This window comes from Arthrobacter rhombi (assembly GCF_039526245.1).
Lineage (GTDB): Bacteria > Actinomycetota > Actinomycetes > Actinomycetales > Micrococcaceae > Arthrobacter_H > Arthrobacter_H rhombi.
In genome coordinates this window covers 213,777-226,334 of sequence record NZ_BAAAIV010000011.1, presented here as the reverse complement: position 1 = coordinate 226,334, position 12,558 = coordinate 213,777, and the positions used below count along the sequence as shown (strand labels likewise).

The 12,558-nt window shown below is 68.2% G+C and carries 10 protein-coding genes; 5 read left to right on the top strand and 5 right to left on the bottom strand.

Features of this window, described 5'->3' with window-relative positions:
- Positions 1-258 precede the first annotated feature (258 nt).
- Positions 259-732, top strand: a complete 474-nt coding sequence (locus tag ABD088_RS10425) for a class F sortase (protein WP_343901867.1) — start codon at positions 259-261, stop codon at positions 730-732.
- Between the two features lie 20 nt (positions 733-752).
- Here ABD088_RS10425 and ABD088_RS10420 read toward each other — a convergent pair whose 3' ends face one another.
- Positions 753-1,976, bottom strand: coding sequence for an amidohydrolase (locus ABD088_RS10420; protein ID WP_343901866.1), 1,224 nt, complete (start codon positions 1,974-1,976; stop codon positions 753-755).
- Between the two features lie 136 nt (positions 1,977-2,112).
- Here ABD088_RS10420 and ABD088_RS10415 point away from each other — a divergent pair, with 136 nt between their 5' ends.
- Entirely contained in the window at positions 2,113-2,895 is a 783-nt protein-coding gene (locus ABD088_RS10415) for a hypothetical protein (RefSeq protein ID WP_343901865.1), read from the top strand.
- 1 nt (position 2,896) lies between these two features.
- Here ABD088_RS10415 and ABD088_RS10410 read toward each other — a convergent pair whose 3' ends face one another.
- Positions 2,897-3,331 carry a MarR family winged helix-turn-helix transcriptional regulator gene (locus ABD088_RS10410; RefSeq protein WP_343901864.1) on the bottom strand — a complete coding sequence of 145 codons (435 nt, stop codon included), beginning with the start codon at positions 3,329-3,331 and terminating at the stop codon, positions 2,897-2,899.
- A 95-nt stretch (positions 3,332-3,426) separates the two neighbouring features.
- On the opposite strand from ABD088_RS10410, the gene ABD088_RS10405 reads away from it, so the two are divergent.
- Both ABD088_RS10405 and treS read left to right on the top strand, forming a co-directional pair.
- Positions 3,427-4,539: a YhgE/Pip domain-containing protein gene (locus tag ABD088_RS10405; protein WP_343901863.1), complete on the top strand. Its 1,113-nt coding sequence runs from the start codon at positions 3,427-3,429 to the stop codon at positions 4,537-4,539.
- 111 nt (positions 4,540-4,650) lie between these two features.
- Positions 4,651-6,924 carry a maltose alpha-D-glucosyltransferase gene (gene treS / locus ABD088_RS10400; protein WP_372711082.1) on the top strand — a complete coding sequence of 758 codons (2,274 nt, stop codon included), beginning with the start codon at positions 4,651-4,653 and terminating at the stop codon, positions 6,922-6,924.
- An 8-nt stretch (positions 6,925-6,932) separates the two neighbouring features.
- On the opposite strand, the gene ABD088_RS10395 is transcribed toward treS, so the two are convergent.
- From ABD088_RS10395 to ABD088_RS10385, 3 genes are read right to left on the bottom strand one after another with little or no spacing between them, the layout of a single operon-like run.
- The gene (locus ABD088_RS10395) at positions 6,933-9,047 is read right to left on the bottom strand and encodes an iron ABC transporter permease (RefSeq protein ID WP_343901862.1); all 2,115 of its coding nucleotides are present in this window, start codon (positions 9,045-9,047) and stop codon (positions 6,933-6,935) included.
- A 13-nt stretch (positions 9,048-9,060) separates the two neighbouring features.
- Positions 9,061-10,047, bottom strand: coding sequence for an ABC transporter substrate-binding protein (locus ABD088_RS10390; protein ID WP_343901861.1), 987 nt, complete (start codon positions 10,045-10,047; stop codon positions 9,061-9,063).
- 33 nt (positions 10,048-10,080) lie between these two features.
- Complete coding sequence (locus ABD088_RS10385) at positions 10,081-10,908, bottom strand: ABC transporter ATP-binding protein (RefSeq protein ID WP_343901860.1); 828 nt, start codon at positions 10,906-10,908, stop codon at positions 10,081-10,083.
- Positions 10,909-11,111: 203 nt separating this feature from the next.
- On the opposite strand from ABD088_RS10385, the gene ABD088_RS10380 reads away from it, so the two are divergent.
- A complete protein-coding gene (locus ABD088_RS10380) occupies positions 11,112-12,512 on the top strand; it encodes a M14 family zinc carboxypeptidase (protein ID WP_343901859.1) in 1,401 nt (466 codons plus the stop codon).
- The last annotated feature ends 46 nt before the right edge of the window (positions 12,513-12,558 follow it).

Here is a 12,558-nt window from a genome sequence, read left to right as displayed (position 1 = left end):
GGAAGGAAACCAGGCAAGGGCCGTGTATATGCAGCTGCGGTCGTCGTCACGGCAGGACTCGTCGGAGCGGTGTTGGTCGGAGTCGGCGTGAAGGGGGAGGCTCCTCCCCCTTCACCGCCGGCCTCCGAGGCCATCGGGGCGCCGACGTCTCCAGCAGCTGCGTCGCCGACCCCCAGCACGTCGGCACCATCCAGCACGAAAGCCACACCGAAGACCTCCACACCCGCTCCCCGGCCAGCGAAGGCCCAGGAGCTGGTCATGAAGAAATCACACCCCACCCGTTTGACGGTCCCGTCGATCGGCGTGGACACCCCACTGATGGACGTCGGGCTTCAAGCCGATGGGAGCATCGGAGTACCCCCGCTGGGTACCGACTCCCCGGCCGGCTGGTATGACCGGGGCCCCACGCCCGGCGAACAGGGCCCGGCCGTGATCCTGGGACACGTCACCGCGATCAAGGAAGAAGGCCCCGCGATCTTCTTCAAACTCGGAGACCTGCGTAAAAAGGACAAGATCTCCGTCACCCGCGCCGATGGACAGGTGGCCGTGTTCACCGTGACCCGCATCGTCGAGGTCCCCAAGCCGGACTTCTCCAGCATGGACACCTACGGCAACACCGACGGATCCGAATTGCGCCTGATCACCTGTGGCGGGGCGTTCAACAAGAGCATTGGGCGGCATGCGGACAACATCGTCGTCCACGCCCAGCTCACCTCACATCACGCCGCCTAGCAGCGGGCCGGCTCAGGCGTTCACGACGCCGACCCCAGCCACTCCCGGGCCGCGGTCACCAGGGCGGTGACTCCGTGGTCCAGGGTCGGCTGGATGGCCGGGGCGAACCGGGATGAATGGTTCGAGGGCAGCGCGGAGGCCACGGCCACCGGATCCGCGGCACCGGCAAAGACCTGCGGATCGGCTCCTCCCAGGAACCAGTAGACCAACGGGGCTCCGGCAGCGGTGGCCAGCACACCGACGTCCTCGCTGCCGGAGACATGCCCCGGATCGATGACCTGGGCCCCGCCGAAGACAGCGCCCAGAGCCGCCCGCGTGCGTTCGGTGGCCTCGGCGTCGTTCACCGTGACCGGGAAGTGGTCATCGTGCACGATGTCCGGGTCGCGCACGGCACCGGAGGCGGCTGCCTCGCCGCGGATCACGCGGTCGATGGCCGTCAGGATCCGGGTGCGGACCGCGTCGTCAAAGGCCCGCAGGCTGATGCCCAGCGTGGCGTGGTCGGGGATGATGTTGTGCTTGGTGCCGGCGTGCATCTGGCCGACGGTCAACACCGCCGAAGAGGTGGCGGCCAGTTCGCGGGAGATGATGCCGTTCAGGCGCATCGTCGTCGCCGCGGCCATCATGACCGGGTCGATCGAGGCCTCGGGGCGCGAGCCGTGTCCACCGACGCCGTGCAGGGTGACGCTGAGGGAATCGGCGGAGGCCATGGCCACACCGGAGTGCACCCCGACCCAGCCGGCGGGGAACGGTGCCACATGCTGGCCCAGGACGACGTCGGGGGTGGGCACCCGCTGGAACAATCCGTCCTCGACCATGGCCCGGGCGCCGCCGCCGCGCTCCTCGGCCGGCTGGAAGAGGGCGATGAGCGTGCCGCTCCAGTCCGACCGCTCGGCGACGAGCCGCTCGACGGCACCGAGCAGGGCCGTGACGTGGACGTCGTGGCCGCAGGCGTGCATCACCGGGACGTCCTTGCCGTCCGGGTCGGTGGCACGGGCGCGGCTGGCGTAGTCCAGTCCGGTCTCCTCCTGCACCGGCAGCCCTTCCATGTCGGCGCGCAGCAGGACGGTGGGTCCGGCACCGTTGCCCAGGACGCCGACGACGCCGGTTCCCCCGATGCCCTCGTGGACCGCCAGGCCCAGCCGGCGGAGGTGTTCGGCGACGATGCCCGCCGTCCGATGCTCCTGGAAGGAGAGCTCGGGGTGTTCGTGCAGGTCACGGTAGATGTCTTCAAGGTCGATTGCCATGCGGGAAGCCTAGAACCATCACGGGGCATCACTACTGGTCAGCGTCAATTTCGTCTGATTTCTCACGTCGGCGTGCGGCGGGGGTTACGGTGGACGGACTGCCGAACACCCTTGCCTTCAGGAAAGCGCCCGCCTCATGAAAGTCGCACTCTTCGTCGCCACCACCATCGGCGGCACCCTGATCGTGCTGTTCGGGATGCTGGGAGCCGGCCAGCTGGCTGCGGGCTCCTCGCCTGCTCCTCCCCTGCTCACCGGGTTGGGTCTGTTCGTGGTGTGCGGCGCGGCGGTCTGGCGGGGCTTCCTGCGGAAACCCTCCGACACCCCCGCGGTGGCCAACGACCTGTCCGAACTCTCGTGGATGCCCGAGGCCCGGGCGATCACCACCCGGAAATTGCGCGTCGTCGGGGAGGTCCTGGGTGCCGGCCTGCTGCTCGGTATCTTCGGGTTCGGGCTCACCCACGCCGGATCGCCACTCGGCGAGGCCCTGTCCTCGCTCTCGTTCTACCTGCAGGGGATTTTGCTGGCGACCACCTTCGCCGCGGCCATCTCCACCTACCCCCTGGGCACCGCACTGCGTGAGGCCTCGGGCGCGAACGTGTCCCGGCACCGGGTCATCAGCAAGGTGGTGCTGAAGAACAAGGACCTCCCCCTCGATGAGGACGAACAGCTCGGGGCTGCCCGCATGGCAGCGGTGGTCCCGGTGGTCCTGCCGCTGGCGAATTTCAGCTTGGGCTACCTCTTTGCCTCGCTGCTGACGCAGTACGCCAGGTTTGCCGTGGAGGAGCCCCAGGACCCTTTCATCACGATCCTGTCCGTCCTGCTCGTGCTCGCCATCGTGGTGTGCGTTCCGCTGTATGCCCGAAAGATCCGCCGGGCCCGCCGGTACGCCAGCGACCACGCCGCCCTGCTGGTGGGCTGACTCAGCCGGGGTGGTTGTAGCGGGCCAGTGCCGCGGCGAACGCGTGGACCTCGTCGTCGTCCCAGCCGGCCAGGCGTTCGCGCAGGCTTTCCTGCTGGGCCTCGGCGGCCAACGCCAGCTTGGCATCGCCCTCCGGCGTCAAGGCGAGGATCCTGCCCCGAGCCGGCGCCCCGGCGTCGTGCTCCAGCTCCGAGACGAGTCCCATGCGGGCCAACCCGGCCACCTGGCGCGAGACGGTGGAACGGTTCAACGAGAAGGCCGTGGCGATGTCGATGGCCCGGGCGCCCGGCGTGGAGGCGATGAAGCGCAGCAGCGAATGCTCGACGAACGTCAGCGGTTCGCCCAGCTTCCGGGACCTGTCGGTGATCCGCCGGGAGAGCTCCTGGATCTGTTCATAGGTCTGGCGGATGTCGGCTTCGCGCGCTGAGTGGGCCATTCCCCCATCCTAGGCACTGGGTGGCGGCCATCGGTTCGCGGTCGGCCACCTTCGTTTTGTTGCATAGTGCAACATTGGAGTATTCTTGAGGCAACATGACTTTGCAGACTGCCTATGAGCGCCCCGAACCCCGCACCGACGACATCCTGGACCAGCCCGAGCCGCGGCACAGCCAGAGCACTCCCCGCCGCCCGAGGACCAGCGGGGTCTGGAAGCCGCTGGGCCTGATGATGCTGATCCCCTTCTTCCTGGCCACCGTGATGGGGCTGGCCTACCTCGGGGCCTTCCACCAGCCGGCCCCCCATCACCTGCCGGTCGCCGTCGTCGGCAGTTCGCCCCAGACGCTGGTCTTCGCCCAGACCCTGAAGAACGAGTCAGGCGAGGAACTCGATGTGCGCACCGTCTCCGACGCGGACACCGCGCGGCAGCTGATCACCGACCGCCAGATCTACGCCGCCTACGCCCCGGGCCAGGACGCCGCCACGCTGATGATCTCCAGCGCCGCTTCGGAAACCACGGCGAACATTGCACAGAAGGTCTTCCTGCCGGTCGCCTACCAGCAGCACCTGCCGTTGAAGATCGACGATGTGGTCCCCGCCGGGGAACACGACAGCACCGGCCAGGGCCTCTTCTTCCTGCTGGTTGCCCTGAGCATCGGCGGCTACGCCAGCGCCATCCCCATCTCCGGGCACATGGGGCGCTTCCGCCTGCCCGGCCGGTTCGGATTGGCAGCCGGCGCCGGCGGCATCGTCGCCGGCATCGGCATGATCATCGCCGGACCGATCTACCACATCATCGACGCCAACATCTGGGGCTCCTGGCTCATCTCCTGGCTCTACGTCTCGGCGATCATCCTGCTGGGCATGGGCCTGCATCCGATGCTCAAACACTGGACGACGCCGGTGCTGACGCTGCTTTTCGTGGCCCTGAACTTCACCAGTTCCGGGGGCATCTTCGTCCCCGAGGTCCAGCCGGGACTCTTCGCCGGGCTCAGCGCCTTCTGGAACGGCAATGCCTGGCTGCATGCGGTCCAGACGATCGCCTACTTCCCGGGCCAGGCGATCGGCATGGACCTGCTGAAGCTGGCGCTCTGGCTCGTTCCCGGGGCCCTGCTGCTGGTGCTGACCCATACCTGGAGCGTCCGCAAGACCCGCCTGGCCGATGAGAATGCACGCCTGAGCGAACTGGACGAGGCCGGCGCCGCGTAACGTCCCCTCACCGGCGGCGCCGGACTAGTGGAACGCCCACCCTTTCTGGCAGTGTGTGCATCAGCCGGTTCGGATCAGCATGTCCGGACACCCGTTCGTGGAGGTAGCCCCGTGACCGATCCGCAGTCCCCGCACGATGACGCCTCCGAGGTGCCGGCCGCAGCGGATCCGACCCCCGAAGCCGACGCCGCGACGACGGAAACCAGCTTCGACGAGCAGTTCTACCCGGCCCGGCCACGCACCCTCCGGCCCAGGGCACGGCGGCGGCACTTCACCGCCGACCGGCCGCCCTTCGCCCCGGACGCCCGGAACCGGGTCTACGTCGAGTGGCTGCGCAACCAATCGATGCTCGGCGACGCCAAGACGCTGGCCCGCCAGCTCTCGGGCCAGGCCAGCATGTGGCAGAACCCGTACGCGCACCCCAACCCCCGGGCCGCCGTGGAAAAGGCCTCCGTCTGGTTCACCGCCTACCCGCTGTCGCTGATGACCCGGCCCCAGCAGACCTTCCTGGCCACCCTCGGCGACGCCGAGCTCTGGACCGCCTTCCAGCGCATCGGCATCAAGGGCATCCACATCGGCCCGGTCAAGGTCGCCGGCGGTGTGACCGGCTGGGACCACACCCCCAGCGTGGACGGGCACTTCGACCGGATCAGCATGGCCATCGACCCGCTGTTCGGCACCGAGGACGAGTTCCGGGCCATGTGCGCCACCGCGGCGGAGCACGATGGCACGATCCTCGATGACATCGTCCCCGGGCACACGGGCAAAGGTGCCGACTTCCGGCTGGCCGAGATGAACTTCCGTGACTATCCGGGGATCTACCACATGATCGACATCCCCGAAGAGGACTGGGCGCTGTTGCCCGACGTCCCGGAGGGACACGACGCGGTGAACATCGACGTCGCCACCGAGCGGGCACTCCAGCAAGCCGGCTACATCATCGGCGAACTGCAGCGGGTCATCTTCTTCGAACCGGGGGTGAAGGAGACGAACTGGAGCGCCACTCCCCCGGTGCTCGATACCGAGGGCACCTACCACCGGTGGGTCTACCTGCACTATTTCAAGGAAGGCCAGCCCTCCATCAACTGGCTGGATCCCTCCTTCGCGGGCATGCGGCTGGTGGTCGGAGATGCCCTGCACTCGCTGGTCGACCTGGGCACCGGCGCCCTGCGCCTGGACGCCAACGGTTTCCTCGGGGTGGAGAAGAGTTCCGAGGAGACGCCCGGCTGGTCCGAAGGACACCCGCTCTCGGCCGCAGCCAACCAGATCATCGGCAGCATGGTCCGCAAGGTCGGGGGCTTCACCTTCCAGGAACTGAACCTGGGCATCGACGACATCAAGGCCACCTCGGCCGCCGGCCCCGACCTGTCCTACGACTTCGTGACCCGCCCGGCCTACCACCACGCGCTGGTCACCGCGGATACCGAGTTCCTGCGCTTGACGTTGCGCCTGGCCCAGGAGATCGGCGTGGATCAGGCCTCCCTGGTGCACGCGCTGCAGAACCATGACGAGCTCACCTACGAACTCGTGCACTTCGCCAGCGCCCACCAGGATGACGTGTTTGAACTCGAGGGCCGGGACTTCACCGGCGCGGAGTTGGCGGCCCACGTGCAGCAGACCCTGCGCGAGGGCATCACCGGCGAGGCTGCACCCTACAACTTGGTCTTCACCGCCAATGGGATCGCCTGCACCACCGCGAGCGTGATCACCGCTGTCCTGGGCATCACCGAGCTGGGGTCGATCAGCGACGCGCAGAAGGACGAGATCCAGCGGGTCCACCTGCTGCTGGCCATGTACAACGCGCTCCAGCCAGGGGTCTTCGCCCTCTCCGGCTGGGATTTGTGCGGCATGCTCCCGCTGGGCCGCGGCGATGTCACCGACCTGCTCTCCCGCGGCGATACCCGGTGGATCCACCGGGGCGCCCACGACCTGATGGGCTTCAACCCGGAGGCCACGACATCGACCTCCGGCATGCCCCGCGCCCAGGCACTGTACGGGACCCTGCCGGAGCAGCTCCAGGACGAGTCATCCTTCGCCCGCCGACTGGCCCGCGTCCTGGAGGTCCGCGAGGAGCACGGCATCGCCCAGGGAGGCCTGCTCGATGTCCCGGACGTCTCGCACAAGGGAATGCTGGTCATGGTCCACGCCCTGGAATCGGGCCGCCAGGAGGTGACCGTCCTGAACTTCTCCGGACAGGACATCGCCGGGACCGTCCGCTCCGAGGACCTGGAACCCGGGTCGGAGGTCAGTGATGCCTTCTCCGGCGAGGACGTCGGCACCGTGGATGACCTGCACAGTTTCCACGTCCAGCTCGGCCCCTATGAAGGCACAGCACTGCTGGTCGATGCCGTCATCAACGGCGAGAACGTGGAGGACACCGCATAGCCGGTCTACTACCGGGCCGTCCGCGACCGCCACAGCAGGTAGACGAAGTAGGGGGTGCCGACCAGTGCGGTCATGATGCCCGCCGGGATCTGCGCCGGGGAGATCACCGTGCGACCGATGAGATCCGCCAGAACCACCGTGCAGGAACCCAGCAGGGCGGCTACCGGCAGGACCCGGGAATGCCGGGCGCCCACCAGGCTGCGTGCTGCATGCGGGGCCACCAGTCCCACGAAGGCGATCACGCCCACCGAAGCGACGGCTCCTGCGGTGAGCAGCACCGCGGTCGCGAGCAGCACCAGCCGCGCGGCGGTCAACGGGATACCCAGCACGCGCGGGGAATCGTCGTCCATGGCGAGGAGGTCCAGATCGCGCCGCATGCCGGCCAACACCGGGATAGCCAGGGCCAGGGCTGCCAATGGCGGAATAACCGACGCGAAGTTCCGCCCATAGGTCGACCCGGACAGCCAGGTCAGGGCCTTGGTCTGGTTGTAGGGATCAGTGGAGACCAGCAGCACCGCGATGATCGCCATCAACCCGGCGGATACACCAATGCCGATGAGCACCAGCCGGTTCTGCTGCAGCCCTCCCCGGAAGGCCAGCCCGAACACCAGCAGGGCCGTCACGGCCGCACCCGCCAACGACGAACCGGTCACTAGCCAGGAGCCGGCCGCCGGAACCGAGGTGATCACGGCGATGGCTCCGAGGCCGCCGCCGGCGGAGACCCCGATGATCCCGGGCTCCGCCAGCGCGTTGCGTGACACCGACTGGATGAGGGCCCCGGCAAGCGCCAGGGCGGCACCGGCCAGTAATGCCGCGGTGACGCGCGGCATCCGGGTGTTCAGGATCGCGGTGACCGTGGGTCCGGACTGCTGGGTCGTCCAGTTGTACACATCACCCAGGAGCAACTTGGCATCTCCGAGCAATGCCCCGGCACACACCAACCCCACCAGCAGCACCACCAAAACCACCAGCACGCCGAGATGGACGGCCCGCGGGCGCAGACGGGCCAGGGTATCCCCCATCGAACTGCTGCCGGCGTCGGTCATCCGGTACGCGAGCACCACCAGGAACACCGCACCGAAGACCGTGGTGACGGCACCGGTCGGCACCTCCACCCCGGCCCGCGCTCCGAGGAGCACGCGGACGACGACGTCGGAGCCGATGACCACCACGGCACCGCTCAGCGCGGACACCGGCAGCAGCGTCCGGTGCCGGGCCAGGCCGCGGACCCGCGAGGCCAGCAGCCGCACGATCGCCGGCGCACAGAGGCCCACGAAACCGATGGGACCGGCGATGGTCACCGCCGATGCGGCCAACAGGACGGCGAGGACGACGGCGGCAACCCGCGCCACGCGGGGATCGGCACCGGCCAACCGGGAGGCATCGTCGCCGAGGGAGAGCAGGTCCAGCCGTCGGGCGATCAGCAGCAGCCCCACGGCGCCCAGCAGGATCACCGGCGCGAACTCACGCAGGTCGCTGCTGCTCGTATGCCCGATGCTGCCGCTGCCCCAAGCCAGCAGCCCGGTGGTTTCCTCGCTGAAGAGCAACAGCAGCGACGAGGTGACCGAGGCCAGGCCCAACGCCAGGGCTGAGCCGGCGAGCACCAGCCGCATCGGTCCGCCGCTGCCGCTGGCCCCCGCCCCGGACAGCGCGATGACCAGGGCCGCCGCGGCCAGGCCCCCGACAAAGGCCAACCCGCCGGAGAGCAGCGAGGGCAGGCTGATGCCGAAGGCAGCGACGGCGACAATCGCCAGATGGGCGCCGGCGTCCACCGCGAGTGTGTCCGGTGAGGCCAGCACGTTCCGGGTGGCCGACTGCAGTGCAGCACCGGCCAGCCCAAGCGCCAGTCCCACCAGAAGCCCCGCCACCAGACGCGGTATCCGGGAGGCGACCAGGACGGCGGCCTGCTGGTCGTCGCCGTTTCCGAACACCAGGCCGAGCACTTCGCGCGGTCCCACGGATGCGGTGCCCTGCGTGATGTGGACCAGGGCAAAGACTGCCAGGAGCGCGAGCCCGCCGGCAACGATGGCCCAGACCCCCACGCCGGAACGGCCCGGCGACTCCTGCGGCACATCGGTGCCGACGGAGCCAGTGGTGGCGGGTCTGCTCGTGGTGACGGTCATGCGCTCCGGCTCCCTAGGAATTCGCGGTCAGGGAGGCGACCAGGGACTTCACGTACTGGGTCATCGACGACGGGCCGCCGAACATCCAGACCCCGTCGTCGAGGCGGTGGACCTGGCCAGATTTCACAAAGGGCAGGGACTTCCACACGGCGTTGTCCTTCAGCGCGTCCGTGAAGTCCCCGTCGGTGTCGTTGGCGATGTAGACGAATCGGTCGGCGTCGATGGTGGTCAGGCCCTCCACGTCTGTCTGGGCCAGCCCGTAGGCGTGGTCGCCTTTCAGCGTCCATGCCGGGTCCAGCCCGAGCTCGGTGTTGATGTCGGTCAGCAGCGATCCCTTGACGTAGGGGCGCACGGACACCTGCCCATCGGCAACCCACCCGTCGGCGAACGCAACGCGGGAGCCGGTGATCCCGGCCTCCCGCAGCGCGCTCTTGCCCTCGACCACCGCGGAGTCGTACTTGGCGATGGCCTCTGCGGCTTCCTTCTCGGTGCCGGTAGCCCGGGCAACCAGCTCGAGGTTGTCCTCGGCCTGCTGGATCTGGTGGTCAGCATCGGCCGACGTGAGCACCAGGACCGGCGCAAGGTCCTCCAGCTGCTTGATGACTGAGTCGGAGAGGTCGTTGGTGGCAACGATCAGGTCCGCGTCCAGGGCAGCAACCGTGTCGAAGCTGGGCTCCCCGCGGGTGCCGATGTCCTTGACGGAACCTTCCAGCGGCTCCGCCTTCACCCAGGCACCGTAGCCCTTCACGTCGGCGGCGCCAATGGGCATCACCCCGAGCGTCACCAGGTTCTCCACAGCACCCCATTCGGTGCCGACGACGCGTGTTGCGGGATGGTCCAGCGCAATGGTCTTCCCGCGGGCATCCTTCAGGGTGATGGGGCCGGCGGCCGGCGACGACGGGGCGGCCGAAGCGCCCGAGGTGACGGCCTCGGTGGTGCCGCAGCCGGCCAACAGCAGGGTCGCCGCGGCGATCATGGTCAGGGAGCGCAGTGCTTTCATGGGATTCCTTGGGGTGTGGGTGATGGTGGTGGGTCAGATGAGCGAATGTTGGCGCTTGCCGACGGCACGGGTGCGCAGCCGGCCGGTGAACGGATCGAGGTGGGTGACGATCTCAATCGCGTAGACACGGCTCAGCAACGTGGCGTCGAGGGCCTCGTGGGCCGGGCCCGTGGCCACCACCCGCCCTGCGGAGAGCACGGCGACGGTGTCGGCGACGTCGGCTGCCTCGTCCAGATCATGCAGGACGACACCGATCGCGACCTGGTGGTCCCGGGCCAGCTCGTGGATCAGGTCGAAGATCTCTACCTTGTAGCGCAGGTCCAGGTGATTGGTGGGCTCGTCCAGCAGCAGGACCGAGGTGTCCTGGGCCAAGCAGCTGGCCAGCCAGACCCGTTGAAGTTGTCCGCCGGAGAGCTCGTCGACTCCGCGATCGGCCAGGGCGACGATGCCGGTCAACTCCATGGCGTGATCCACGGCTGCCGCACCGTCCGGGTCTGCTGCCCGCCAACGCCCCCGGTAGGGGTGGCGGCCGAATTCCACGACGTCACGCACACTCAGCCCGTTGGGCACCGGACGGCTCTGCGAGAGCAGGGTGACCCGCTGGGCAAAGTCGCTGCGCTTGAGGGCCAGCGCATCGGTGGATCCGGAACCGTCTTCGATGCCCAGACTGCCCGAGGTCGCGTCGTGCAACCGGGCCAGCGCCCGCAACAGGGTCGATTTGCCGCTGCCATTGGGCCCTACCAGGGCGAGGATGCGTCCGGGTTCCAGCCGCAGATCAGCATCGTGGACGACGGCGGCGCCCCCATAGGACAGCTCCAGCCCCCGCGCCTCGAGCACGACGGGTAATTTCGATTGATTCACGGCACGATATTAGCTGAGCCTTACCTAATAAACGAAGCGAGGTCGCCCTGCGTCGCGAAATCTTTTCCTACCCGCAAGTAGTTGCCTCTGCAAACCTTGACTCCCCGGAGGCCCCCTGATCGGATGGGAGGACCGATGGGCCACACAGTGCGGTGCCGACCACCGACGCTGGAAGTGCGGCTCATTTTTTGAGGAGCAACAGCATGAAACGAACTCGCATCACTGCTGCCATCTGCGCCACGGCCATGACCGGAGTCCTGCTGACGTCCGGCCAATTCACCTCCGCCACCACCCCGTCCGCCCAGGCAGCCGATGCCCCGGCATCGGTGGCCGGCATGAAAACCGACGGCGATTCCCTCCAACGCGCGCTGGCAGCAGCGCCCGAAGACGGACTGAAGACACCGTTCGAACAAAGCAACGGCGCCACCTGGACCAGCGTGGAACAGGCGCGGAAGTTCAGGCACCAGCTCGATGCCTCCAGCGACCGGGTGACGGTCCAGACCGTCGGCCGATCCGGGAACAAGCAACCCATCGAACTCATCTCCGTCGGCTACCCGAAACCCCAACCGCTGGCCACCGCCTCAAAGGGTTCGGTGGTCCTGTTCAACTGCTCCATCCACGGCAACGAGCCCTCCGGCCGCGAAGGCTGCCTGCAGATGGCCCGCGACATGTCCACCACCAACGACCCGAGCTGGAAACGCCTGCTGCAGCAAAGCACCGTCCTGTTCACCAACATCAACCCCGACGGATGGAAGGCCAACACCCGCGGCAACGCCGACGGAGTCGACGTCAACCGCGATTTCCTCGGCTTGGAAACGCCCGAGGCCCAGACGCTGGCCAAGATCATGGGCGACTGGAAGCCGGACGTCATGAACGACCTGCACGAGTTCGGACCGCGGGAGTACTACGACACCCAGGCGCTGGTGCTGTGGCCGCGCAACCGCAACGTCGATACCAGGATCCACGGCCTGTCCCAGCGGATGGTCAACGACTACACCGGGGCCCAGATCGAGGCCGGCGGACACACCACCGGCATCTACGGTGAGCTGGTCAAGGACGGTGTCGCGTTCCAGCAGATCGCCGGCGACCACCAGGCGCGCATCCTGCGCAACTACACCGGGCTGAGGCACATCACCGGCCAGCTGACCGAAACGGCGTCACGCGCCGTCCCCGCCGACGCAGACCAGAGCGCCACCGCGGTGAACCGCCGCCGCGTCGCCGACCAGTACTCCAGCGCCATGGGCACCATGTCGATGATGATGGAGAACCGCGGGGCCCTGGCCCGGCAATCGGCGCAGGCAGCAGAACGCGCCACGCAGGCCGGCGCCGACCGCTCAGGTGTCATCTACTTCTCCGGCCAGGACAACATGCTGCCCACCACCTCCGCCGGCGTGGAGACCAACCCGATGTGCGGCTACCAGCTGAGCGCCGCACAGCTGAAGGACACCCGCAAGACCATGAAGCTGCACGGCATCAGCTGGACGAAGAAGGACGGCGGCGCCTACGTGAGCCTGGCCCAGCCGGGCCGGTCGCTGATTCCGCTGCTCTTTGACGGACGGGCCGAATACGGCATCACCGAGGCCACACCGGTCACCCAGTGCTAGTTCGCTGAATCCACCAGAAACCCACCGAAACGTCGGGGGGGCCCCC

Bases quoted from the DNA above. Each gene is read 5' to 3' on its own strand.
- ABD088_RS10415 (WP_343901865.1), top strand. From the start codon at position 2,113: ATGAAAGTCGCACTCTTCGTCGCCACCACCATCGGCGGCACCCTGATC.
- ABD088_RS10390 (WP_343901861.1), bottom strand. From the start codon at position 10,047: ATGAAAGCACTGCGCTCCCTGACCATGATCGCCGCGGCGACCCTGCTG.
- ABD088_RS10410 (WP_343901864.1), bottom strand. From the start codon at position 3,331: ATGGCCCACTCAGCGCGCGAAGCCGACATCCGCCAGACCTATGAACAG.
- ABD088_RS10395 (WP_343901862.1), bottom strand. From the start codon at position 9,047: ATGACCGTCACCACGAGCAGACCCGCCACCACTGGCTCCGTCGGCACC.
- ABD088_RS10420 (WP_343901866.1), bottom strand. From the start codon at position 1,976: ATGGCAATCGACCTTGAAGACATCTACCGTGACCTGCACGAACACCCC.
- ABD088_RS10425 (WP_343901867.1), top strand. From the start codon at position 259: ATGAAGAAATCACACCCCACCCGTTTGACGGTCCCGTCGATCGGCGTG.
- ABD088_RS10380 (WP_343901859.1), top strand. From the start codon at position 11,112: ATGAAACGAACTCGCATCACTGCTGCCATCTGCGCCACGGCCATGACC.
- ABD088_RS10405 (WP_343901863.1), top strand. From the start codon at position 3,427: ATGACTTTGCAGACTGCCTATGAGCGCCCCGAACCCCGCACCGACGAC.